General features: G+C 68.1%; 17 protein-coding genes. 7 read left to right on the top strand and 10 right to left on the bottom strand.

The genetic code is table 11. The features are described from left to right. Window positions 1–97: 97 nt before the first annotated feature. Genes ACYU7G_RS11955 through ACYU7G_RS11940 form a run of 4 tightly spaced genes read left to right on the top strand, consistent with a single transcriptional unit; the run spans window position 98 to window position 3,725 of the window. A complete protein-coding gene (locus ACYU7G_RS11955; RefSeq protein WP_461108090.1) occupies window positions 98–685 on the top strand; it encodes a nitroreductase family protein in 588 nt (195 codons plus the stop codon). A gap of 36 nt (window positions 686–721) precedes the next feature. Beyond that, on the top strand, window positions 722–1,738 hold the full coding sequence (locus tag ACYU7G_RS11950; protein WP_461108088.1) for a hypothetical protein: 1,017 nt from the start codon (window positions 722–724) through the stop codon (window positions 1,736–1,738). Next, window positions 1,739–2,752, top strand: coding sequence for a hypothetical protein (locus ACYU7G_RS11945; protein WP_461108087.1), 1,014 nt, complete (start codon window positions 1,739–1,741; stop codon window positions 2,750–2,752). It begins immediately after the preceding gene. 10 nt (window positions 2,753–2,762) lie between these two features. Further along, window positions 2,763–3,725 carry a glutathione S-transferase family protein gene (locus tag ACYU7G_RS11940; RefSeq protein WP_461108085.1) on the top strand — a complete coding sequence of 321 codons (963 nt, stop codon included), beginning with the start codon at window positions 2,763–2,765 and terminating at the stop codon, window positions 3,723–3,725. A gap of 15 nt (window positions 3,726–3,740) precedes the next feature. Here ACYU7G_RS11940 and gltX read toward each other — a convergent pair whose 3' ends face one another. Further along, window positions 3,741–5,207: a glutamate--tRNA ligase gene (gltX, locus tag ACYU7G_RS11935; protein WP_461108083.1), complete on the bottom strand. Its 1,467-nt coding sequence runs from the start codon at window positions 5,205–5,207 to the stop codon at window positions 3,741–3,743. 86 nt (window positions 5,208–5,293) lie between these two features. Here gltX and ACYU7G_RS11930 point away from each other — a divergent pair, with 86 nt between their 5' ends. Both ACYU7G_RS11930 and ACYU7G_RS11925 read left to right on the top strand, forming a co-directional pair. Further along, window positions 5,294–5,920 carry a DUF4112 domain-containing protein gene (locus ACYU7G_RS11930; RefSeq protein ID WP_461108081.1) on the top strand — a complete coding sequence of 209 codons (627 nt, stop codon included), beginning with the start codon at window positions 5,294–5,296 and terminating at the stop codon, window positions 5,918–5,920. 35 nt (window positions 5,921–5,955) lie between these two features. Next, the gene (locus ACYU7G_RS11925; protein WP_461108079.1) at window positions 5,956–7,647 is read left to right on the top strand and encodes a glutamine--tRNA ligase/YqeY domain fusion protein; all 1,692 of its coding nucleotides are present in this window, start codon (window positions 5,956–5,958) and stop codon (window positions 7,645–7,647) included. 28 nt (window positions 7,648–7,675) lie between these two features. On the opposite strand, the gene ACYU7G_RS11920 is transcribed toward ACYU7G_RS11925, so the two are convergent. The 8 genes from ACYU7G_RS11920 to ACYU7G_RS11885 form a co-directional block, all read right to left on the bottom strand. Then, on the bottom strand, window positions 7,676–11,476 hold the full coding sequence (locus tag ACYU7G_RS11920; protein WP_461108077.1) for a tetratricopeptide repeat protein: 3,801 nt from the start codon (window positions 11,474–11,476) through the stop codon (window positions 7,676–7,678). A 138-nt stretch (window positions 11,477–11,614) separates the two neighbouring features. Next, entirely contained in the window at window positions 11,615–12,808 is a 1,194-nt protein-coding gene (tuf, locus tag ACYU7G_RS11915) for an elongation factor Tu (protein ID WP_461108075.1), read from the bottom strand. 261 nt (window positions 12,809–13,069) lie between these two features. Then, window positions 13,070–15,160, bottom strand: coding sequence for an elongation factor G (gene fusA, locus ACYU7G_RS11910; protein WP_461108073.1), 2,091 nt, complete (start codon window positions 15,158–15,160; stop codon window positions 13,070–13,072). Window positions 15,161–15,231: 71 nt separating this feature from the next. Then, window positions 15,232–15,702 (bottom strand): 30S ribosomal protein S7, encoded by a 471-nt coding sequence (gene rpsG / locus ACYU7G_RS11905; RefSeq protein ID WP_461108071.1) that lies wholly within the window; start codon window positions 15,700–15,702, stop codon window positions 15,232–15,234. Next, the gene (gene rpsL, locus ACYU7G_RS11900; RefSeq protein ID WP_143937015.1) at window positions 15,702–16,073 is read right to left on the bottom strand and encodes a 30S ribosomal protein S12; all 372 of its coding nucleotides are present in this window, start codon (window positions 16,071–16,073) and stop codon (window positions 15,702–15,704) included. Before rpsL ends, rpsG begins: the two co-directional genes overlap by 1 nt. A gap of 244 nt (window positions 16,074–16,317) precedes the next feature. Further along, window positions 16,318–17,208, bottom strand: a complete 891-nt coding sequence (locus tag ACYU7G_RS11895; RefSeq protein WP_461108068.1) for a carbohydrate ABC transporter permease — start codon at window positions 17,206–17,208, stop codon at window positions 16,318–16,320. Further along, window positions 17,208–18,110, bottom strand: a complete 903-nt coding sequence (locus tag ACYU7G_RS11890; protein WP_461108066.1) for a carbohydrate ABC transporter permease — start codon at window positions 18,108–18,110, stop codon at window positions 17,208–17,210. The genes ACYU7G_RS11895 and ACYU7G_RS11890 overlap by 1 nt, the downstream gene beginning before the upstream one ends. A gap of 81 nt (window positions 18,111–18,191) precedes the next feature. Continuing rightward, window positions 18,192–19,508: an ABC transporter substrate-binding protein gene (locus tag ACYU7G_RS11885; protein WP_461108064.1), complete on the bottom strand. Its 1,317-nt coding sequence runs from the start codon at window positions 19,506–19,508 to the stop codon at window positions 18,192–18,194. 263 nt (window positions 19,509–19,771) lie between these two features. Between ACYU7G_RS11885 and ACYU7G_RS11880 the strand changes: the two genes are divergently transcribed. Beyond that, on the top strand, window positions 19,772–21,187 hold the full coding sequence (locus ACYU7G_RS11880) for an MFS transporter (protein ID WP_461108062.1): 1,416 nt from the start codon (window positions 19,772–19,774) through the stop codon (window positions 21,185–21,187). Window positions 21,188–21,271: 84 nt separating this feature from the next. On the opposite strand, the gene rpoC is transcribed toward ACYU7G_RS11880, so the two are convergent. Next, window positions 21,272–25,210: a DNA-directed RNA polymerase subunit beta' gene (gene rpoC, locus ACYU7G_RS11875; protein WP_461108060.1), complete on the bottom strand. Its 3,939-nt coding sequence runs from the start codon at window positions 25,208–25,210 to the stop codon at window positions 21,272–21,274. Window positions 25,211–25,267 lie beyond the last annotated feature (57 nt).

Raw genomic sequence — 25,267 nt, 5'->3', positions numbered from 1 at the left:
CTGCCGAACCTAGCAGGGAACAAAATCGACGACTCCCGCGTTCACCCGGGTGGGCCATCGTCGTCCCGCTAACCCGGCAACCAACAGTGAGGACGACATGACCCAGACCATCAGCCGCACCGCCGAGACCAGCGCCCCCATCTCCGAGGTGATCGCCAACCGCTGGAGCCCGCGCTCGTTCGACACCACCGTCGAGGTGCCCGAGGCGAACATCACCGCCTTCCTGGAGGCCGCCCGCTGGAGCGCGTCGGCGTCCAACACCCAGCCGTGGCGCTTCATCGTCGGACGCAGGGGCAACGCCACCCACTCCGCCATCGTCGAGAACCTGATGGGCTTCAACAAGGCCTGGGCCGGCAGCGCGTCGGTGCTGGTGGTCAACCTGGCCGAGACGGTCAACCCCGAGGGCGCCGAGCAGCGCTGGGCGCACTACGACCTGGGCCAGGCCGCCGCCACCCTCGCGCTGCAGGCGCACAAGGACGGGTACCACGTGCACCAGATGGGCGGCATCGTCGTCGACGACCTGCGCCGCGCGTTCAACATCGACGAGCGCTTCGACATCGTGTCCGTGACCGCCGTCGGCGTGCTCGCCGCCCCCGAGGAACTTCCCGAGGGCCCGCTGCGCGACCGCGAGACCGCGCCCCGCTCCCGCAAGCCGCTCGCGGAGCTCGTGCTGGTCAACGACTGAGCCGGCCCGAACGGGGCAGCAACTATATTTGCGCCCATGCCCTCCCAGACCCCGCCGCCGCTGGACCTGCGCCCGGTCCGGTTCGAGACCCGGCTGGGTGACCTGGCCACCCCCGTCGTGGTGGAGACCGAGCGGGGCCGGTTGAACGTCGTCGAGGTGCTGGGCGGGGGCACGACGGCGAAGGTCCGCATCAGCCGGCAGGGACAAATCGATCCCGAGTACGTGCGCGCGGTCCCGCTGGACCTCGAACTGGGAGACTTCACGGTGGTGAACCTCCCCTCCCGCCCGACGCGTGCCTTCGCCCTCCCCGCCGGGCGGATGCACGCCAAGCACCGACTGACGGTCGGGCTCGTCGGCTCGCTGCTCGCACTGCTGTGCTTCTCGCTGATCGCGGTGACGCTGGTCACGGGGTTCGCGCCTCAGGTGAAGGCGTTCGTCTCGGTCCTGCTGGCGCTGCTCGCGTTGTGCGGGCTGTTCCTCAGGCCGCGCTCCGCCCCTGCGGTGACCCACACGTTCAACACGGCCGAGGGTCGCTACGCGCTGGAGCACCTGCTCGACGACCGGCCCGCCGCGGCCGCCGCACGTGAGGTGGTCGACCGCATCAAGGAGGAGTACGGCCGGCTGCTCTCGGACATCGGTTACCGAATCGAGTACCCCGCGCTGTTCGACCCCGCCGACGAGGCAGCCGGCCGCTTCACCCGGGCACTCATCCGCTGGGACACCCAGCAGGCCGCCCTCGACGGCTCCGAGCTCGGCACCCTCGCCGCCGAGATCCGCGTGGCCTTCGAGACCGCCCGCTCCCACGCGGAGACCGTCGGCATGGACCACCTCCCCGAATCGGCGCGCAGCGACGCCGGGCGCGCGCTCAGCGCAGCCCGCCTCGCCGAGTCCGGGGCCACACCGGCCGAGCGGCGGGCCGCCATGGAGCGGGCCAAGGAGATCCTCGCGAAGCTCGCGATCTACTACCTGCCCAACCCCGCCGAGACCCAGCTGATGATCGAGGGCCGACCCGTGCTGGCGCTCCCCGGCCGTCGCACCACCCCGGAGGCCTGAGTGTTCCCCTTCTTCCAGGCCATCCCGGGCGACACCCAGGTCAAGGAGCTGGTGAACCAGTCCCTGCTGGTCAACACCCAGTCCTACAACGAGTCCATGGTGGTCTCCGTCGGCCCGATGGGCGAGTACGGCTACCCGCTGACCCACGCCCGGGTGCCCCGCCTCAGGCCACAGCTCATGACGCACTCCCGGGGAGGGCGGATCGCAGATGCCTGCGGCGGACTGCTGAAGACAACGGAGGCGATCGAGGTGATCCCGATCCCGCCGGTGCGGTGGGTGGGCCGTGGCGAGCCCAGGCGCTTCCGGCTGCCCGTCACGATCATCCTCGCGCTCGGGATGGCTGCGGTGTTCCTGGCCTGGGGCGGTGTGTGGGGTGCTGCCATGGCGCTGCCCGCCGCGGCCCTCACCGCGCTCGTCACGTGGCGCGCGATGCGCGCCAAGCTCCCCGTCCGGATCCTGACTGCGGGCAACCTCCACCTCGACGGGACCAACATCGTCGACTACACCGTCGCCCGGCAGATCGGGGAGCGGCCGGAACGCCTCACCGACGAGCAACGCCGCACCGACATCGTCGGGCGGATCGAGGAGATCCTGCAGGAGTACGGTCGGCTGAAGCTGGACATCGGATACCGGATCGAGAACTCTGCCCTGTTCGACTCCGCCGCACCCACCACCCACTCCTTCGAGGTGGCGCTCGTGCGCTACGACACCCAGTCGGCCGGGCTGTCGCTGGACCAACTCGACGAACTGGCCACCGAGCTGGAGATCACCTACTCCGTGGCCCGCGACCACGCGGAGACGGTCGGCCTGTCCCACCTGCCCGCCACGGCACAGGCCGACGCCCGCCGCGCGGCCAAGGCGGTTCGGCTGGCCGAGGGCGCCGCCACCGACGCGGAGCGCGAGGCGGCGATGGACCAGGTGGTCCGGATCCTGGAGTCCCTGGCGTTGTACTACCTGCCCGCGCCCGAGGGCGTTCGCCGCCAGATCACGGACGGCTCCACGCCCGGGGACTAGCCTTGGCCACATGAGCACACCTGAGCAGGAAGAGCACTCGAAGGGCGGCGTCTACTCCAGCAAGGGCAAGGAGTTCACGCGCGACAGCAACTACATCACCACCCGGATCGTCGCCGATCCCGCGCCGGGCAGCGGCGACTACCCCGTCGAGCCCGGCCGCTACCGGCTCGTCGCGGCCAGGGCCTGCCCATGGGCGAACCGCACCATCATCGTGCGGGAACTGCTGGGGCTGCAGGACGTTATCTCCCTCGGCACCCCCGGCCCGACGCACGATGCCGACTCGTGGACGTTCGACCTGGACCCGGGCGGCGTCGACCCGGTGCTGGGCATCCACAAGCTGAAGGACGCCTACGAGAAGCGCTTCCCGGGCTACCCGCGCGGCATCACCGTGCCGGCGATGGTGGAGGTCGCCACCGGCGAAGTGGTGACCAACGACTTCGCCCAGATCACCCTCGACTTCTCCACCGAGTGGAAGCAGCACCACCGCGAGGGGGCCCCGGACCTGTGGCCCGAGCACCTGCGCGAGGAGATGGCGCCGATCATGAAGCGCATCTACACCGAGGTGAACAACGGCGTCTACCGGTGCGGGTTCGCCGGCTCGCAGGAGGCCTACGACGCGGCCTACGAGCGGCTCTGGACCGCGATGGACTGGTTGGAGGAGCACCTCACCGACAGGCGGTACCTGATGGGCGATGCCATCACGGAGGCCGACGTGCGGCTGTTCACGACGCTGGTGCGCTTCGACGCCGTCTACCACGGCCACTTCAAGTGCAACCGCAACAAGCTCACCGAGATGCCGGTGCTGTGGGCCTACGCCCGGGACCTGTTCCAGACGCCCGGCTTCGGCGAGACCGTCGACTTCGAGCAGATCAAGCAGCACTACTACATCGTCCACACGGACCTCAACCCCTTGGGCATCGTCCCCGGGGGTCCAGACCTCTCCGGCTGGAACTCCCCGCACGGCCGCGGCTGACCGCGGCCGCAGCGCTCAGAGCGCGGCGCGCAGCGCCCGCAGCCGGTTGAGCGAGGACTCCCTGCCGAGGATCTCGATGGACTCGAACAGCGGCGGGGAGACCTTCCGGCCGGAGATCGCGACGCGCACGGGCGCGAACGCGAACTTCGGCTTGATGCCCATGCCCTCGACGATCCGTTCACGCAGCCCGGCCTGGATCGCGGCGGCGTCCAGCTCGACGGTGGCCACGACGTCGATCGCGACGTCCAGCACGTCGGCGGCGTTGTGCGCCAGGCCGGCAACCGCGTCGGGGTCGAGGGTCAGCTCGTCGTCGGAGGCGAACAGGTAGTCCAGCTGCGGGAGGGCATCGGCCAGCAGCACCAGCCGCTCCTGGATGATCGGGACCGCGTGCCGCAGCACGTCGAGCTGCGCTGGCGTCGGGTCGCTCCACTGCCCCGTGGCGATCGCGAACCGGGAGATCTCGTCCGCCAGCTCCTCGGCCGACAGGGCACGGATGTAGTGGCCGTTGAGCCAGTCCAGCTTCTTCAGGTCGAAGATGGGGCCGGTGGTGTTCACCTTCTCCCAGGAGAACTCCGCGACGAACTGCTCGAAGCTCTTGACCTCGTTCTCCTCGTCGCCCGAGTAGCCCAGCAGCTGCAGGAAGTTGCGCACCGCCTCGGGCAGGTAGCCCTGTTCCTTGAACCACATCAGGCGGGCGGCCGGGTTCTTGCGCTTGGAGATCTTGGACTTGTCCGTGTTGCGCAGCAGCGGCATGTGCGCGAACTGCGGCACCTCGAATCCGAGCCAATCGTAGAGCAGGACGTGCTTGGGGGTGGAGGAGATCCACTCCTCCCCGCGCACCACCGTGTTGATGCCCATCAGGTGGTCGTCCACCACCACCGCGAGGTGGTAGGTGGGGAACCCGTCGGTCTTCAGGATGACCTGGTCGTCGGGGCGGGGTGCCTTCACGGTGCCGCGGATGATGTCGGTGAAGCTCTCGGGGGCGTCGTCGGGGATGAGCATCCGCACCACGGGCGTCTCGGAGAAGCCGGGCAGCGCCGCCCGCTCCTCGCGGGTCTTGCCGACGCACAGGCGGTCGTAGCCGGTGTTGGCCTGCTTGGACTTCTGCTGCTCCGCGCGGAGCTCCGCGAGCCGCTCCGGGCTGCACCAGCAGTGATAGGCGTGCCCGGAGTCCAGCAGCTGCTGCACGTACGGGGCGTAGGTCTCGAGCCGCTCCGACTGCCTGTAGGGGCCGAAGTCGCCACCCTGCAGCGGGCCCTCGTCGGGGCCGAGGCCCAGCCACTCGAGGGAGTCGTGGATCTGCTGCTCGCTGCCCTCCACCAGTCGGCTCTGGTCCGTGTCCTCGATGCGCAGGACGAAGCTGCCACCGGTCTTGCGGGCCCAGGCCAGGTCGAACAAAGCCATGAAGGCGGTGCCTACGTGGGGGTCGCCCGTCGGCGAGGGGGCGACGCGGGTACGGGCGGGAGTCAACGAGTCAGTCATGATGGCCAGATCCTACCGGCTCACCACCCCTCCCCCGAGCGCGTGGCGACGCGGGACCGCGACACCCGCAGTGGCATCCTTGTGGTGTGACCGAACAGCCGGCGAAGGACCCGGGCTCCTTGGAGGAGGCACTCCGGCGGGCCGAGGCCACCCTGCGCGACGAGGACCCGACACCCGACCCCGTCGCCGCGGGGTCCCACGTCACGGACCTGGCCCGCGCCGAGGCGCGCAAGGTGCTCGAGCAGTTCCCCGAGGACACCCCGGCCCGCGTCACCCGCACCTTCGCCCACGTCCTGGACGACCTGGTGCGCGTGCCCGGCACGAACTTCCGCTTCGGCGTCGACCCTCTCCTCAGCTTCATCCCCGGCGCAGGCACCGCCGTGGGGGCCGCGTTCGGCAGCGTCGTCCTGGTGGACGCGGTCCGGCTGCGCGCTCCCGTCCCCGTCGTCGCCAGGATGCTGGGAAACTACCTGATCGACTGGGGGCTGGGTGCCGTGCCGTTCGTCGGCGGCTTCCTGGACATGGCGTGGCGCTCCAACGCCAAGAACCTGAAACTGCTCACCCGCACCATCGACGACCGCGCCCAGGTTCGTCGCGCCTCGCTCGGGTACTGGCTCTTCGTGGCGCTGATGGCGGCCGTGGTGCTCGCCGTGGTGGTGGGTGTCCCGATCGGGCTCCTGCTCTGGCTCAACAGCATGGTGACCGGCGGCTGAGGACGGATCAAGCGGCCGATGGTAGCTTTTCCTGCATGACTGAAGCCGCCGGGAACACGCCCTCCAACTTCATCTCCGACATCGTGCGCAGCGACGTCGAGAAGGGCCTGCACGGCGGCCGCGTCCAGACGCGGTTCCCACCCGAGCCCAACGGCTACCTCCACATCGGCCACGCGAAGGCCATCGTCGTCGACTTCGGCACGGCCGTGGACTTCGGTGGCACCTGCATGCTCCGGTTGGACGACACCAACCCGGAGACCGAGGAGAAGTCCTTCGTGGACTCCATCGTCCAGGACATCCGCTGGCTGGGCTACGAGCCCGCCGAGGTGCGGCACGCCTCTGACTACTTCGGACAGCTCTACGAGTGGGCCGAGCTGCTGGTCACCAAGGGCCTTGCCTACGTGGACGAGCAGTCCCCCGAGGCCATCTCCGCGGGCCGCGGCGGGTTCGGCAAGCCCGGCATCGAGTCCCCCTACCGGGACCGGCCGGCCGAGGAGAACCTCCGCATCCTCCGTGCCATGCGCGCCGGGGAGTACAGCGACGGCTCGCGCGTGCTGCGGGCCAAGATCGACATGCAGCACGAGAACATGCAGCTCCGGGACCCCATCATGTACCGGATCCGGGGCATCGAGCACCACCGCACCGGCGACGAGTGGCCCATCTACCCCACCTACGACTGGGCGCACGGTCAGAGCGACGCCATCGAGGGGGTCACCCACTCCATCTGCACCCTGGAGTTCGAGGACCACCGGCCGCTCTACGACTGGTTCCTGCAGCAGCTGGACCTGGACCACACGCCGCCCAAGCAGATCGAGTTCGCGCGGCTGGAGTTCACCCACACCGTCACCTCCAAGCGTCGGCTGGCCAAGCTGGTCTTCGACGGCGTGGTGGACGGCTGGGACGATCCGCGGATGCCCACCATCCGTGGCCTGCGACGTCGCGGGTACCCCGCGGCCGCCATCCGCAACTTCTGCCGGGAGGTGGGCACCACCCGCACCAACTCGCGCAAGTCCATCGAGGAGCTCGAGTCCTACGTTCGCCGCGAGCTCAACGCGACGGCGCAGCGCCGGATGGCGGTGCTCCACCCGCTGAAGCTGGTGCTGGACAACTGGCCCACCGACGCCGAGGGCAAGCCCGTAGTCGAGTACTTCGAGGTGGCCAACAACCCCGAGCGCCCCGAGGACGGCACGCGCCAGGTGGCGTTCACGGGCGAGCTGTGGATCGAGGCCGACGACTTCCGCGAGGTGCCGCCCCCGAAGTACTTCCGCCTCTCCCCCGGCCGCGAGGTGCGGTTGCGCGGCGCCTACTTCGTGACCGCCACCGACGTCGTCAAGGACGAGGCGGGCAACGTGGTGGAGGTGCGCGCCACCTATGACCCGGAATCCCGCGGCGGCAACTCCCCGGACGGCCGCAAGGTGAAGTCCACCATGCACTGGGTCAGCGCCCCACACGCCGAGGAGGCGACGGTCTCCCTCTACGAGAGGCTGTTCACCGCCGAGGCACCGGGCGAGCGCACCGGCGAGGCGCTGGACGACCTGAACCCGAACTCCCGCGAGGTCCTGACCGGCTGCCGGGTGGAGGCCGCACTGGCCGACGCGGCTCCGGGCGAGGTGGTCCAGTTCGAGCGCCTGGGCTACTTCGCCGCGGACACGGACCAGCCGCTGACGTTCCACCGGACCGTCGGCCTGCGCGACGAGTGGGCCGCCATCCAGAAGCGCCAGGGCTGACTCCGGACGCGCGTCACCCCGCGGAGACTCAGCCCGGTTCGGGGTCCTCGCCCGCAGCTCGTTCTGTCAGGTCCGCGTCCAGCTCGGCACGGGCATCGGCGACGTCCTGCGGGTCCGCCCCCGGGTCTGCCTCCAGTGCGGTGACCTGCTGGCGGCGGAACTCCAGCGCGGTGTCCCAGTCCCCGAGGAACTTGGCCGCCAGAGCGCTCAACCGGCGGCCCGAGACGGTCACGGGACCGCTGGGCTCCAGCAGGTTGAGCACGGTGGTACCCGTCACCAACTGCTGCAACGCACTGGGTACGTCGCCGGCCATCAGCAGTCCGTAGCCCAGGTGGATGCGGGCGGTGGCCAGCGCCACCTCGTCGGGTTCCTCGTCCCCCTCGAGGATGGTGACGAGCTCCGAACGCCATTGCAGCACCTCGGGTGAGTCCTCCGCCCCCATGGCCGCCGTGGAGATCCAGCTCAGGAGCCAGCGGAAGTCCGGGCTGGAGGTGCCCACGGTGCTGCGGGCAGCATCGACGACGCGTTCCGCCAGCGCCAGCACGGCAGGCACCGACCCGTCCACTGACCTGGCATGGTCCAGCAGGAGCCTCAGCACACGCGAGACCGCCGGGTTCGCGGGGCCAACCGTGTGCAGCAGGTCAAGCACCAACAGGTGCAGTTCTGAGACCCCCTCGGCCGCACGGCCGGCCTGCCGCAGCAGGCCCGCGAACTGGGTGCGGGCATCGATGCGCAGCGCATCCGCCGCCGGGGCGTCGGCCAGTGCCTCGACGGTCTGCTGTGCGGTGGCCAGGGCCGCGGCCGGATCCTGTGGGGCCTCCAGATCGGCCTGCACCATCCGGAGCCGCACCACGGCCTCCGCCTGCCCTCCCAGCGCCTGCTCCAGCGCCGGCAGGTGCTCACCCAGCAGCTCCCGGGCCCCCTCCGGGTCCCCGGCCGCATCACGGCTGATCGCCAACTGCAGCAGCGCGGCAGCGTTGACGGGGCTCCCGGCCGTGTTGACGCGTGAGCGCTGCTCCCAGATCCCTTCGAACAACGCCAGCCCCTCCGCAGCCCGACCCAGCTCCCTCAGCCGGATGCCCAGGTTGGAGGCGATTTCCAGGGTCGTCCCGTCCTGTTCCCCCAGCGCTCTCACGGCATCGTCATGGAGTTGCTCGAACTCGGCCAGAGACTCCGACGCCGACACCAGACGGGTGCGGACGAAGGCAATCTGGTGCCGCTTCGAAAGCGTCCTGCGGTGCTGCTGGCCGAACTCGCGGGCGGTGAGTTCCAGCACGTCCGAGTGCAGTTGGAGCGCCTCTCTGGGACGACCGGCCTCGCCCAGGATGAGGGCCAGGGTGGTGCGCGCGTCCAGCGCGTCCGCCGCGGACTCCCCTGCAGAGCGCACCTGCCGGTCCAGATGGTCAGCCGCTACGTCGATGGCCTCGGGGAAGCGACCGGCCGAAGCCAGCGCGGACGCGAGCTCCGTCTGGGCCCACAGCGTCGCGGGATGGTCCGGCCCCAGCGCCTCCTCCTTGTCGGTGAACAGTTGCTGCCGGATGGCTGTGGCCTCTTCCCGGCGCCCCATCAGCCCCAGCAGTCGCGCCAGTTCCTGCCGGCTCAGGAGCGTTTCGGCATGCGCGGGACCCAGCTGCCGGATGCGTTGCTGCAACGTCTCGGTCACGAGTTCCAGCGCCTCCGTGTGGCGCCCGGCCCAGATCAGGACGTTGGCCAGGTTAGAGGCACTCACGAGCGTGTCCCGGTGCTCCGGTCCGAGCACGCGACGGCGGACCTCCAGGAGATCCGTGTCGATGCGCAGGCACTCTTCGAGATCGTCGAGCTCCCATGCCACCACTGCCTGGAGGTTCCAGATCCTGAGGGTCAGGGGGTGCTCCGCGCCCAGCACGGACCGGGCGCTGGCCAGCAGCTCCGGCAGCTCCCGCCCGCACCGCTGCGCATCCACGTGGGACACCGCAGCGGCATGCTGGAAGCCGTCCGCCAGCGAGTCCTCGTCCTCACGTCCCCGCAGCGAGACCCGGTCCTGCCTCAGGCCCTCCAGCACTGCCAGCGCGTCCGCCCAGCGGCCAGCCTCGCGGTGAGCCAGCCCCAGCTCCCTACGGATGTCCAGCGCGGCCACAGTCTCCTTCGCAAGCAGCGCGAGGGCCCGCTCTGCCAGCCGAACCCGCTCCGGCAGCTCCCGTGGCTGCTCGCGGAGCAGCTCCAGCAGCTGGACCGTCGCGGCACCCACCACCGCCTGGTCCGTGACGAAGCCCTCGCTGTGCAGGGCCAGCAGCAGTCGGGCGAGGTGGTGGCGCTCCGCGTCCTGCATGTCCTCGTCCACCAGCCAGCCGGCGGCCTTCACGGCAAGGGCGTTCTTGATGTCATCGGCCTCCCAGGACAGCAGCAGTTCGTCTCGTTCCTCCCCGGCCACGGCCAGTTGGTCCGGCTCGAGGAACTGCCGCAGTGTCTCGCTCACCACCCGCGCCCACGCGTAGGCGGTGGGAGCCTGCCTCATGGCGCTGGCCAGCTCTGCCGCGTCGGGCAGGTCCAGGACCGCCACCGCCTCCGCCATCAGCCGCGCATTCCACCACTGCGAACCACCGGAGTTCGGATCCAGGACGGCGGGGATCCCGAGTGTGGAGATGGCCAGCGCCTGGCGCAGCTGGGAGGGCAGCTCCTTCCACAGGTGCCGGTAGAGGTCCCGGATCGAGTTGGGCAACCGCTCCAGGTCCCTCGGGGAGAGTTCGAGCCGGGTCTCCGCGAAGCGTCGCCGCAGCGCCGGGATCTGGCAGAACAGCTCCAGCGCGAGCGGGTTCGGGTACCTTGCCACAACCAGCTTGGCCGTCTCCGGTACCACTTCCGGGTAGTAGAAGCCGAGGATCCTGTCCAAGGCCCCCTCGTCCAGCGGTCCCAGTCCCGCCCCCGGAGGGAAGGGGTGCGGCAGTTCACCGGTCTCGGGGGTGATCCTGACGAGTCTCTCCCCGGCCGCAGCCATCAACTCGCGGAGCTGCGCGTCCTCGTCCAGGTGGCCTGGCCACCCCGTGCTGAGCACGAGGACGGAGCTGTTCGAGGACAGCAGATTTCCGATCACCTCCAACAACAACGGATCGGCGTCGTGCAGGTCCTCGACGAACAGCACCGTGGGTAGTCCGGGCCTGGACAACCTCGTGAGCAGCGCCACCAACGAGTCCCCCAACTCCTCGTGGCTCGCGGTGATCGCGTCCTCTCCGGCAAGGCGGCGCCGGCGTTCCCGGGACTCCTTGGCCTTTCCCCAGCCCCACTCCCCGAGCCACCGCACCAGCCCCAGCCCCGGCAGGGCACCACCGAGGACCGCCTCGACGGCGCGGCCGCCCACCTCCATGACCACCTCGTCAGCAACGGCCGTGCCCAAGGCGCGGATGTCCCGGCCGGCGAGCGAGGTGCGGGGCAGTTTCAGCCACGCATCCTCCAGATAGGGGGCATGGGCCTCGAGCACGGCCGCGTCCTGCAGGAGCGCGATGCTCTCCGCCCCGCTGCGCAACGAGCAGGTGATGCCCCACCAGGTGAACGACGGCAGGCTGCCCGGGGTGTGGACCACGTCGGGGTTGACCCGCTTGCGCCTGGTGGTCACGTCGCTCGTGGTGCCGGCGTCGAGGATGGATTCGGGCCAGTAGTGGGGTTCCGGCTGGCGCGCGGCCAGCCGAGCGTAGAACTCGCGGGCGATGCGCGTCTTGCCCCAGCCCGACGGCGCCTCCAGGGAGACCCATCTGGGCACCGGCTGGCGCGTCACCTCGTCCAACGAGGCCAGCAGGCCTGCCACGACCGCGTGCCGGGACTCCCCGACGAACTCCGGTTCCACCGTCGCTGACATCCGTCCCCCGTTCCGCGGCGCTGCACCGCAATCCTAGGGGAACATGCCATTGCACACGCCCCGTCCCGAAGCCAACGAATGGCAAAGGGCCCCGCACCAACCGGTGCGGGGCCCTTCGACTGTGCGAGGTCAGTCAGATCACTTGATGATCTTGGTGACGTTGCCGGCGCCGACGGTGCGGCCACCCTCGCGGATGGCGAACTTGAGCTGCTCCTCCATCGCGACGGGCTTGTTGAGGTGAACGGTCATCTCGGTGTTGTCACCGGGCATGACCATGTCGGTGCCCTCGGGCAGCTGCACAACGCCGGTCACGTCCGTGGTGCGGAAGTAGAACTGCGGCGAGTAGTTGGAGAAGAACGGCTTGTGACGGCCACCCTCCTCCTTGTTCAGGATGTAGACCTGGGCCTCGAAGTCCGTGTGAGGGGTGGTCGAGCCGGGCTTGATGATGACCATGCCACGCTCGACGTCTTCCTTCTTGGTGCCACGGAGCAGCAGGCCGACGTTCTCACCAGCGCGACCCTCGTCGAGGATCTTGCGGAACATCTCGACACCGGTGATGGTGGTGGTCTGCTTGTCCTCGCGGATGCCGACGAGGTCGACGGTCTCACCGGTGCGGACGATGCCGCGCTCGATACGACCGGTGACGACGGTGCCGCGACCGGTGATGGTGAAGACGTCCTCAACGGGCATGAGGAACGGCTTGTCCGTCTCACGCTCGGGCTGCGGGATGTTCTCGTCGACGGCGTCCATCAGCTCGAGGATGCTCTTGGCCCACTTCTCGTCACCGTTGAGCGCCGGGAAGGCAGCAACGCGGACGATCTTGGTGTCCTCGAAGCCCTGGGCGGAGAGGATCTCGTCCAGCTCCATCTCGACCAGCTCGATGAGGTCAGCGTCAGCCTCGTCGATCATGTCACACTTGTTGAGGGCGACGACCATCGCCGGCACGCCAACCTGACGGGCGAGCAGGATGTGCTCGTGCGTCTGGGCCATCGGGCCGTCGGTGGCTGCCACGACGAGGATTGCGCCGTCCATCTGGGCGGCACCGGTGATCATGTTCTTGACGTAGTCAGCGTGACCGGGGCAGTCGACGTGCGCGTAGTGGCGCTTCTCGGTCTGGTACTCGACGTGGGAGATCGAGATGGTGATGCCGCGCTGGCGCTCTTCGGGCGCCTTGTCGATCATGTCGAAGGCCGAGGCCTCGTTCAGATCCGGGTATGCATCGTGGAGCACCTTGGTGATCGCCGCGGTCAGAGTGGTCTTGCCGTGGTCGACGTGTCCGATGGTGCCGATGTTGCAGTGCGGCTTGGTCCGCTCAAACTTGGCCTTTGCCACTGGGGCTCCTTCTAGGTATCGCCGCACGCTCTGCGCGACGTTGTTCGTCTGGTGTGACCCGCACCTTGTGACGGGCAGGGGTACAGCGCCCAAGTCTACAACCCGAACGCATACTCGAGTAATGCTAGCGATCTGAGCGCCAGAGTCAAACGAGCGACCACCCATGCTACATGCACCGCCCGGCAAGGATGCAAACGGCACGAAAGAGCCGGCCGGCACCCTCTCGGGCACCGGCCGGCTCAGCGTCTGGCGACTACGGGATCACTCCCCGCCGCGAGCCTTCGCGACGATCTCCTCGGAGACGGCCTTCGGGGTCTCGGCGTAGGAGTCGAACTCCATGGAGTAGGAGGCCTGGCCCGAGGTCTTCGAGCGCAGGTCACCGACGTAGCCGAACATCTCCGACAGCGGCACCAGGGCGCGCACCACGCGGTTGCCGTGGACCTCGTCCATGGACTGGACCTGGCCACGACGGGAGTTCAGGTCACCGATGACGGTGCCGAGGAAGTCCTCGGGCGTGGTGACCTCGACCGCCATCATGGGCTCGAGGATGGCGGGATCCGCCTTGCGGGCCGCCTCCTTGAACACCATGGAGCCGGCCAGCTTGAACGCCATCTCCGAGGAGTCGACGTCATGGTAGGCACCGTCGGTCAGGGTGACCTTGATGTCCTCCACCGGGTAGCCGGCCAGGACACCGAACTGCATGGCCTCCTTGACACCCTGGTCCACTGCGGGGATGTATTCCTTGGGGATGCGGCCACCGGTGACGGCGTTGACGAACTCGTAGCCGGTGCCGGGCTCGCCCGGCTCCAGGTTGATGATGACGCGGGCGAACTGGCCCGAACCACCGGTCTGCTTCTTGTGGGTGTACTCCACCTTCTCCACCGGGCGGCGCAGGGTCTCGCGGTAGGCCACCTGCGGCTTGCCGATGTTGGCCTCCACCTTGAACTCACGACGCATGCGGTCGATGAGCACGTCGAGGTGCAGCTCGCCCATGCCGGCGATGATGGTCTGGCCGGTCTCCTCGTCGGTGTGGACGCGGAACGTGGGGTCCTCCTCGGCCAGGCGCTGGATGGCCGTGCCGAGCTTCTCCTGGTCGGACTTCGTCTTCGGCTCGATGGCCTGCTCGATGACCGGGGTGGGGAAGTTCATCGACTCCAGGACGATCGGGTTCGCCTGGTCGCACAGGGTGTCACCGGTGGTGGTGTCCTTGAGGCCCATCACGGCGCAGATCATGCCGGCGCCGATCGAGTCGATCTCCTCACGCTTGTTGGCGTGCATCTGGTAGATCTTGCCGATGCGCTCCTTGCGGCCCTTGACAGAGTTCAGCACCGAGGAGCCGGTCTCCAGAACGCCGGAGTAGACGCGCACGTAGGTCAGGCGACCCAGGTGCGGATCAGCGGCCACCTTGAACGCCAGCGCCGCGAGCGGCTCGTCGTTCGAGGGCTTGCGGTGCATCTCCACTTCCTCGTCACCCGGCTTGAAGCCGTCGATGGCGGGGACGTCGAGCGGGGAGGGCAGGTAGGCCACGACGGCGTCGAGCAGCGGCTGGACGCCCTTGTTCTTGAAGGAGCTGCCGGCCAGCGCGACGGTGAACTCGTTGCCGATGACACCCTTGCGGATGCCTGCCACGATCTCGTCCTTGGTGAGCTCCTCGCCCTCCAGGTACTTCTCCATCAGGTCGTCGTCAACCTCGGCGACACGCTCGACGAGCTTGGCGTGGAGTTCCTCGGCACGCTCCTTGAGCTCTGCGGGGATCTCCTCCACCTCGTAGTCCTCGCCCATGACGGTCTCGCCGCGCCAGGTGAGGGCACGCATGCCCACCAGGTCGACAACGCCCAGGAAGTCGGACTCGGAGCCGATCGGGATCTGCAGGACCACCGGGTCGGTGTTCAGCCGGTCACGGATGGTCTGGACGCAGTAGTCGAACGAGGCACCGGTGCGGTCCAGCTTGTTGACGTAGCAGATGCGCGGCACGCCGTAGGTGGTGGCCTGGCGCCACACGGTCTGCGACTGCGGCTCCACACCGGCGACGCCGTCGAACACGGCGACCGCGCCGTCGAGGACGCGCAGCGAGCGCTCCACCTCGACGGTGAAGTCAACGTGGCCGGGGGTGTCGATGACGTTGATCTGGGTGTCGTGCCAGAAACAGGTCGTCGCGGCGGACGTGATGGTGATGCCGCGCTCCTGCTCCTGCTCCATCCAGTCCATCGTCGCCGCACCGTCGTGCGTCTCGCCGATCTTGTGGTTCTTGCCCGTGTAGAACAGGATGCGCTCGGTGGTGGTGGTCTTGCCGGCATCGATGTGCGCCATGATGCCGATGTTGCGTACCTGCGAGAGGTCTTGGTTGGCCACTGTTGTGTCCTTCTCTGGCTTCGTGAGTTAACGGTGAATGCCCTCGAGCACGAGGCTCGAGGGCAGGGAGGTCACCAGCGGTAGTGGGCGAAGGCGCGGTTGGCCTCTGCCATCTTGTGCGTGTCCTCGCGACGCTTCACGGCGGCACCGAGGCCGTTGGACGCGTCGAGGATCTCGTTCATGAGACGCTCGGTCATGGTCTTCTCACGACGGTCGCGGGAGAAGTTGACGAGCCAACGCATGGCCAGCGTGGTCTGGCGACCGGGCTTGACCTCGATCGGGACCTGGTAGGTGGCGCCACCGACGCGGCGCGACTTGACCTCGATGGACGGGCGGATGTTGTCCAGTGCGCGCTTCAGCGTCTGCACCGGGTCCACACCGGTCTTCTCACGGGTGCCCTCAAGGGCGTTGTACACGATGCCCTGCGCGACGGTCTTCTTGCCGTCGAGCAGGATCTTGCTCACGAGCTGGGAGACCAGCGGGGAGCCGTAGACGGGGTCTACGTTGATGGGGCGCTTCGGCGCGGGACCCTTGCGAGGCATTACTTCTCCTTCTTCGCGCCGTAGCGGCTACGGGCCTGCTTGCGGCCCTTGACGCCCTGGGTGTCCAGGGAGCCGCGGACGATCTTGTAACGGACACCGGGGAGGTCCTTCACACGGCCGCCGCGCACGAGCACCATCGAGTGCTCCTGCAGGTTGTGGCCGACACCCGGGATGTAGGCGGTGACTTCGATGCCGGAGCTCAGGCGAACGCGCGCGACCTTGCGCAGCGCGGAGTTCGGCTTCTTCGGGGTGGTGGTGTACACACGGGTGCACACACCGCGACGCTGGGGCGAGCCCTTGAGCGCGGGGGTATTGCTTGATGACGACTTATCGTGTCGGCCCTTTCGGACCAGCTGCTGAATTGTTGGCACCTGTTTGGTATCACTTTCGCTGTCTGGACATGTAATTCCCTGGCATTTTGCGGCTTCGACCAGCGCGTTCCGGGTCACCGTTTCCGTAGTTGCTCCGGGCCTTGGGCCGCCGTGCGAGCTCCGCACGACCCCGACCACCTCTGCAACTCAAGGCTGGGGCCCATGCCAGGGCACGCACAAGTGCCCGCGAGGGCGGACACGCTCAACAAGGTTACTCCCCCACCCCCACAGGGTCAAAATGCGGCTACTTCACCGAACCACTCATCAGCCCGGACACGAAGTACTTGCCGAGCGCGACGTAGACGACCAGCGTGGGCAGGCTGGCGATCAGGACGCCGGCCATCATCCGCGCGTAGTCGGGGTTCTGGGCCGAGGCGAGCTCCTGGAGGGCGTAGGTCACCGGGCCCGTGTTCCGGTTGGTCAGGAACAGGGCGAACAGGAAGTCGTTCCAGGCGCTGGTGAACTGCCAGATCAGGGTCACGACGAAGGCCGGCGCCGAGACCGGCAGCACGATGGAGCGGAAGATCCGCAGCGTGCCCGCACCGTCGACGCGTGCGGCCTCGACGATCTCGTCGGGCAGGGCCGTGGCGTAGTAGTTGCGGAAGATGAGCGTGCAGATCGGGATGCCGTAGATGGTGTGGGCGATGATCAGCGTGGGGATGCCCGCCAGCCATTCTGCCGTGGACTGCACCTGGATCATGAGCGACTGCAGCGGGATCATGATGGCCTGGTACGGGATGAACATTCCGAAAAGGAAAAGCGTGAAGATCAGCGTCGCGCCGGGGAAGCGCAGCTTGGAGAAGACATAGCCGTTCAGGGAGCCCAGGAACGAGGACAGCACGGCGGCGCTCACCGCCAGCACCATGGAGCGCAACATCGCCGGGGCCAACGCCTCCCATGCCGCCACCCACCCCTGGCCGGAGATCTCCCGGGGAAGGCTCCACGCGGTCAGGGACGAGTACTCAGCCGGCGACTTCAGGCTCGTGACCACCACGACGTACAGCGGCATCAGGACGACGGCCGCGAAGAAGACCAGCAGCAGGTACTGCCCGCCGGTCAGAGCCACCTTCTTGCCCCCGACCTTCTTCTTGCGGGGAACGATCCGGTCCTCGGACCGGGTTGCCACGGCACTCATCATCGGCCTGCCTTCTCGGTGCGGTTGGTGTGTACGAGGTAGGGCACCACGACGAGCGCCACCAGCAGGAGCAGGATGGTGGCGTTGACCGCCGCCGCCACCGGGTCGTTCAGGTTGAACAGCTGCAACCACATCAGCGTCGCCGGCACCTCGGAGACGTAGGAGTTCTGGCCCGCGATGGCGTAAATCAGGTCGAACATCTTCAGCGACATGTGACCCATGATGATCAGCGCGCTCAGTGCGATCGGCGAGAGCTGCGGGAACAGCACGTGACGGTAGATCTTCCACTCCGAGGCACCATCCATGCGCGCCGCCTCGCGCTGGTCCGTGGTGATGCCGCGGAACCCGGCGAGGAACAGGGCCATGACGTAGCCGGCGAGCTGCCAGATGGCGGGCATCGCCATCGCGGCCATGTTGAACCGCGAGTCCGAGGACCACCACGAGTTCTGCAACTGTGGCAGACCCATGTCGATGAACAACCGGTTGAGCCCGACGGCCTCGTAGTCGCCCTGCCCCGGTGACATCAACCACCTCCAGACCACGCCGGAGGCGATGAACGACACCGCCATCGGGAACAGGTAGATGGAGCGGAACGCCCCCTCCCCCGTCACGCCCTTCTCCAGCAGGATCGCCCACAACAGCCCGAAGAACATCGCCCCCACGACGAAGACGAGGGTGAGCACCAGCAGGTTCCACAGGGCGTGCTGGTAGCGCTCGCTGCCGAGCAGTTCGGCGTAGTTCGCCAGACCGCCCTCGTTGACGAGCCGTCCGGATCTGGTCTCCACCCGCTCGAGCGACGTGGCCACGTTCTGGCCGATGAGCCCGTAGACGAAAACGAGGACCAGGAGGATCGACGGCATCACCAGCAACAGCCCGGGCAACCAGGTCTTGACCTTCTTCATGGGTCTCCTTGTTCTGGGGGGTGGACGAGCAAGCGGGTTGCCGCTCCCGGGGAGGGTGCGACAACCCGCTGCACGGTTGGGTCAGAAGCCGTAGGTCTCGGCGGCTGCCACGAGGTCGGTGACCAGGGTCTCCTCGTCGCGGCTGCTGTAGAACTTCGACATCGCCGTTGAGATCTCGGACAGCCACGCCATGTTGACCGCTGCGCCGTGCGCGATCGAGGAGGCGATCGCGTCGTTGCCGAAGGACTCCATGGCGGTCTGCTGGTAGGGCGGGAACTCGTCGGCGGCGACGTCGGTGCGCGCCGGGATGGAACCCTTGGCCAGGTTGAACGCCAACTGGCCCTCGGCAGAGCCGACCAGCCGCAGCCAGTCCTTGGCGCCCTCGGGGTTCGGCGCCCCGTTGGGCAGCGTGAAGGAGTCGGCCAGGAAGTCGAAGACGCCGTCGGTGCCGGGGACCGGGAAGTAGGTGAAGTCCTCACCGTCGACCTGGTCCTTGGACGCGAACTGCGCGACCGCCCAGTCACCCATGACGTTGTAGGCCGCGCGTCCCTCGATGACCGCGTCGGTGGCGGCCGGCCAGTCGTCACCGTCGGAGGCGGTGTTGGCGAACTCGAGGATCTGGGCGTACTTCGAGACGGCCGACTTGACCCCGTCGGAGTCCCACGCGCCGTCGGCGAACAGGGCGTTGTAGTCGTCGACCCCGAGTTCGGCGAGCAGGATGGTCTCGAACAGGTGGACCTGCGTCCAGGTGCCGCCCACCGTGATCGGGGTCTCGATGCCCGAGTCCTTGATCTTGCCCATGTCCGCGATCCAGGCGTCAAGGTCCGCGGGGACCTCGGCCGCACCGGCCTCGGCGATGACCGCCGGGTTGGCCCACACCACGTTGGCGCGGTGGACGTTGGAGGGCACGGAGAAGATGTCCCCGTCGACGGTGATCAGGTCCAGCAGGTTCTGCGGGAAGACCTCGGCGCCACCGAGCTCCTCGATGACGTCGTTGACCGGGAGGATCTGGTCCGCGTCGATGTAATCCATCAGCTCGGCGCCGGCGTGGCCCTGGAACGAGTCCGGCGGGTTGCCGTTCTGCAGGTCCGCGGCGAGCTTGGCCTTGGCGTTGGTGCCGGCACCACCGGCGACGGCGAGGTTCTCGAAGGTGTTGTTCGGGAAGCGCTCCGCGAACAGGCTCTCCAGTTCCTCCAGACCGAGCTTCTCCGAGCCCTCGGCCCACCACGTGAACACGCCGACGGTGCCGCCCGCGCCACCCTCGACCGGACCCTCGCCCGTGCTGGTGGGGTCCGTCCCCGGGGTCTCCGTCCCCTCGTCGGTGCCACAGCCCGCAAGGCCGACGACACCGACGGCGCTCGCGGCACCAAGGCCGATCAGAAACTGCCTGCGATCCATTGCTCAGTCCTCCCTCGGCACGCATCCTCGTGTGCCACGTCTACTCGAAGCTCCGCGCGGAGACCTGCCCCGCGGCCGGGCCCGCTCATCGGCGAGCACCAGCCATTCAAGCGCTCCCACCATGCAGATGGAAGTCGAAATGCGCGAATGAACATTCCGCTTTGGTAACAATCCTGCCGGTGCAGCCCTCACCCTGAGCCAACCCTGAAAGTTTCCTCCCACCATTGGTGCCGGGCGCCGGTGGTGGCAGACTTCTGCGGGCCATGAACAAGACCTTCCGCGCCCTGCTCGCGAACACCCTGGTGGCCAACATCGCCACGAACTACATCTGGTTCGCGGTGACCTTCTGGGTCTACCTCGAGACCCGCTCCGTGCTCGCGACCGGGATCCTGGGCGGTGCCTACATGGCCCTGCTCGCCGTCCTCGGGGTGCCGTTCGGGACCTTCGTCGACCGCCACCAGAAGAAGCCGGTCCTGGTCACCGCCGCGGCCGCCACCGTCGTCGCGTTCGCGCTGGCCTTCGGGCTGATGCTGTTCGCCCCCGACTCGGCCCTGCTCTCACTGACGAGCCCCGGCTTCTGGGCGTTCCTGTTCCTGGTACTTGCGGGCAGCATCGTCGAGTCCATCCGCTCCATCACCCTCTCCGCATCGGTCACACTCCTCGTGGAGCCCGACGCGAGGGACCGCGCCAATGGCCTGGTCGGGATGGTCAACGGGGTGGCGATGCTGATCTGCTCGGTCCTGTCCGGCCTGTCAGTCGGCCTGCTGGGCATGCAGACCACCCTCCTGATCGGGCTCGTCGCGATGGCCGTGTCGCTGGGCCACGTCATGACCCTCGACATCCCGAAGTCCCGGATCGAGGCCGAGGACCAGCACGGCGGCCCGGCGCAGTTCCGGATCGCCTGGCAGACCGTGGTGGCCATCCCGGGCTTGCTGGCCCTGATCATCTTCTCCACCTTCAACAACTTCCTCGGCGGCACCTACATGGCACTGCTGGACCCCTACGGCCTGGAACTGATGAGCGTCGAGTGGTGGGGCATCGTTTATGCCGTGTGCTCCGTCGGCTTCATCGTCGGCGGTGCCGTGGTGGGGAAACGAGGGTTGGGCCGCAACCCCATCCGCACCATGCTGCTGGTGCTGGTGGCCATGTGGGTCGTCGGGATGGCGATGTCCATCCGCGAGTCCGTGGTGCTGCTGGCGGTCACGATGTTCGCCTACATGGCCATCGTCCCGGCGGTGGAGGCCGCCGAGCAGACCGTGCTGCAGCGCACCGTGCCGTACGCGAAGCAGGGCCGGGTGTTCGGCCTCGCCCAGTCCATGGAACTGGCCGCCTCCCCCATCAGCGCCTTCGCCGTGGCGCCCCTGGCCGAGTTCTGGCTGCTGCCCTACATGCGCACGGGCGGCGGGCAGGAGCGCTGGGCCTGGCTGCTCGGGCACGGCGAGGGCCGCGGCATCGCGCTCGTGTTCCTGCTCAGCGGCCTCGTGGGGCTGGCCGTGACCGTGGCCGCCTTCTTCACCCCCGCCTACCGCAGGGTCTCCCGCAGCTTCGCCGAGACCCCGCCCAGCATGGCCGACGTCGAAACCCCGTCCCAGGACCTGCCGGGCACCACGGCGGAAGGTTTCGGCGCTGCCGGGCGGGCAGTCCCGGGCTCGGTGCAGGAGCACCAGGAGCACCCCTGACCCCGGGCTCCACTCCCCCACCGGACAACGAAAGAGGGCCAGGTGCTTCGCAGCACCTGGCCCTCCTCGTCGGACTGATCAGCCTCAGCGGATGTCGCCGAAGTCGAGGTCGTCCAGCGGCACACCGGGACCTGCCGGATCCGAACCGAACGAGTAGTCGTACGGGTCGTAGGTCATGGTGTACAGGCTGGAGCGAGCCTCCTCGGTGGGCTCCACCCGGATGTTGCGGTAGCGGTCCAGGCCGGTTCCGGCCGGGATCAGCTTGCCGAGGATGACGTTCTCCTTCAGGCCGACGAGCGAGTCGCTCTTGCCCTGGATGGCGGCATCGGTCAACACCTTGGTGGTCTCCTGGAAGGAGGCCGCGGACAGCCACGAGTCGGTCGCCAGTGACGCCTTGGTGATACCCATCAGCACCGGACGTCCCTCCGCGGGCTTGCCACCCTCGGTGAGCGCCTTGCGGTTGGCGGCCTCGTAGGACGGACGGTCCACGAGCTCACCTGGCATCATCGAGGTGTCACCGGAGTCGATGACCGTCACGCGACGCAGCATCTGGCGGATGATGATCTCGATGTGCTTGTCGTGGATCGGGGCGCCCTGCGTGCGGTACACGCGCTGCACCTCGTCCACCAGGTGCTCCTGCACCTTGCGCAGACCACGGATCCGCAGGACGTCCTGCGGGTCCACCTGACCGGCGGTCAGCTGCTGCCCGATGGACACGTGCACGCCGTCCTCGATGCGGATGCGGGCACCCGAGTGGTCCTCGAACTCGAGGCGGGTACGACGCGCAACCGGGTACTCGAGGTCCTCGCCCCCGTCGTCCCGCACCAGGACGAGCTTGCGGTTGCGCTCGCCGTCCTCGACGCGGATGACACCGTCGGCCTCGGCGATGGGCGCCTTGCCCTTGGGCTGGCGGGCCTCGAAGAGCTCGACGACACGCGGCAGACCCTGCGTGATGTCGTCACCGGCCACACCACCGGTGTGGAAGGTACGCATCGTCAGCTGGGTTCCGGGCTCACCGATCGACTGAGCGGCGACGATACCGACGGCCTCGCCGACGTCCACAGTCTTGCCGGAGGCCAGGGAGCGGCCGTAGCAGAGCGCGCAGGTACCGGTGGCGGCCTCACAGGTCAGGACCGAACGGACCTTGACCTCGGTCACGCCGGCGGCGACCAGCTTGTCGATCTCGGCGTCACCGAGGTCGGTGCCGGCCGCGACGAGCACCTCGCCCTTGGCGTCGACGGCGTCGACTGCCAGCACGCGGGCGTAGACAGCGGTCTCCACGTCGGAGACGGTCTCCACCTGGGCGCCCTTGGCGAACGCCTCGGTCTGGACCTCGACGGGACGGCCCGTCTCGTCGGTGCCCATCTTCGACCACACGGCGATGGTCTTGGTGAGGCCGCGCTCGGTGCCGCAGTCCTCCTCGCGGATGATGACGTCCTGGCTGACGTCGACGAGTCGACGGGTCAGGTAGCCCGAGTCGGCCGTGCGGAGGGCCGTGTCGGCCTGTCCCTTTCGGCCACCGTGCGTGGAGATGAAGTACTCCAGCACCGAGAGGCCCTCACGGAAGTTCGACTTGATGGGCTGCGGGATGATGTCGCCCTTCGGGTTCGCCACCAGGCCACGCATCGCGGCGATCTGACGCATCTGCGTCATGTTTCCTCGCGCACCGGAGTCGACCATCATGAAGATGGGGTTCTCGGTGGTGAAGTTCTCGCGCATGGCCTGCGTGAGCTCCGCCGTCGCGTCGGTCCAGATCTCGATGAGCTCCTGACGACGCTCGTCCTCGGTCACCGAACCGCGCTCGTAGAGCTTGTCCACCTTCGTGGCGCGCGCCTCGTAGCCGGCCAGGATCTCCGCCTTCTGGGGCGGGGTCTGGACGTCCGCGATGGACACGGTGACGCCGGAACGGCTCGCCCAGCGGAAGCCCATGTCCTTCAGGTTGTCGAGCGCGTTGGCGACGACGACCTTCGAGTAGCGCTCCGCCAGTTCGTTGACGATGCGTCCCAGGGCCTTCTTCCCGACGACCTCGTTGACGAAGCCGAAGTCCTCCGGCAGCGCCTCGTTGAACAGGGCGCGGCCGAGGGTGGTCTCCACGAGGAAGGACCCGTCGTGGCGGGGCTCCGCACCCTCGATCACGACGTCGGTGAGACGCAGCCGGATCGGCGCGTTCACGTCGAGGTCGCCGCGGTCGAAGGCCATGGTGGCCTCTGCGATCGAGGAGAACGTGCGGCCCTTGCCCTGGCCGTCGCGCTCGGAGGTCAGGAAGTAGTGGCCGATGATCATGTCCTGGGTGGGCATGGTCACGGGGCGGCCGTCGGCGGGCTTGAGGATGTTGTTCGTCGACAGCATCAGGACGCGGGCCTCGGCCTGCGCCTCCGCGCTCAGCGGCAGGTGCACGGCCATCTGGTCACCATCGAAGTCTGCGTTGAACGCGGTGCAGACCAGCGGGTGGATCTGGATGGCCTTGCCCTCGATGAGCTGCGGCTCGAACGCCTGGATGCCGAGGCGGTGCAGGGTTGGTGCACGGTTCAGCAGCACGGGGTGCTCGGCGATGACCTCTTCCAGCACGTCCCAAACGACGGGGCGCTGGCGCTCGACCATGCGCTTGGCCGCCTTGATGTTCTGGGCGTGGTTGAGGTCGTCGAGGCGCTTCATGACGAACGGCTTGAACAGCTCCAGCGCCATGGCCTTCGGCAGGCCGCACTGGTGCAGCTTCAGCTGCGGTCCCACCACGATGACCGAACGGCCGGAGTAGTCGACGCGCTTGCCGAGCAGGTTCTGGCGGAAGCGTCCCTGCTTGCCCTTGAGCATGTCCGAGATGGACTTCAGCGGACGGTTGCCGGGTCCGGTGACGGGGCGGCCGCGACGGCCGTTGTCGAACAGCGAGTCCACGGCCTCCTGGAGCATGCGCTTCTCGTTGTTCACGATGATCTCGGGGGCACCGAGGTCCAGCAGGCGCTTCAGGCGGTTGTTGCGGTTGATGACGCGGCGGTACAGGTCGTTCAGGTCCGACGTGGCGAAGCGGCCACCGTCGAGCTGCACCATCGGGCGCAGGTCCGGCGGGATGACCGGGACGGCGTCGAGCACCATGCCGGCGGGGTGGTTGCCGCCGGTGAGGAACGCGTTGACGACCTTGAGGCGCTTCAGGGCACGGGTCTTGCGCTGGCCCTTGCCGGTGGCGATGGTCTCGCGCAGCGCCTCGGACTCGGCCTTCAGGTCGAAGGTCTGGAGGCGCTTCTGGATGGCCTCCGCGCCCATGTAGCCCTCGAAGTACTTGCCGAAGCGGGCGTCCATCTCGCGGTAGAGGATCTCGTCGCCCTCGAGGTCCTGGACCTTGAGGGTCTTGAAGCGGTCCCAGACGGCCTGGATGCGGTCGAGCTGGCGCTGCCCACGGGTGCGCAGCTGGCCGACCTCCTTCTCGGCGCCCTCACGGACCTTGCGCTTGATGTCTGCCTTGGCACCCTCGGACTCCAGCTGGGCCAGGTCCTCCTCGAGCTTGGACATGCGGGTCTCGATGTCTGCGTCGCGACGGGCCGCGACCTGCTTCAGCTCGACCTCGACCTTCGCCTGCAGCGAGGACAGGTCCCGGTGACGGGCCTCCTCGTCGACGGCGGTGATCATGTGGGCCGCGAAGTAGATGACCTTCTCGAGGTCCTTCGGCGCGATGTCCAGCAGGTAGCCGAGACGGCTCGGGACACCCTTGAAGTACCAGATGTGGGTGACCGGGGCGGCCAGCTCGATGTGGCCCATGCGCTCACGGCGCACGTTGCTACGGGTCACCTCGACGCCGCAGCGCTCGCAGATGATGCCCTTGAAGCGCACGCGCTTGTACTTGCCGCAGTAGCACTCCCAGTCCCTGGTGGGACCGAAGATCTTCTCGCAGAAGAGGCCGTCGCGCTCGGGCTTGAGCGTGCGGTAGTTGATGGTCTCCGGCTTCTTGACCTCGCCGTAGGACCACTCACGGATCTGGTCGGCGCTCGCGAGACCGATTCGGAGTTCGTCGTAGAAGTTCACGTCCAGCACGTTTCTTCTCTTTCCCCTACATCACTTGTAGGTGAGCTGTTGTTCGTCTGAGTTGTC

The sequence above is a fragment of the Tessaracoccus terricola genome (genome assembly GCF_054776555.1).
Note: the sequence above shows the minus strand (reverse complement) of the source record. Positions and strands in the feature narration are given on the sequence as shown.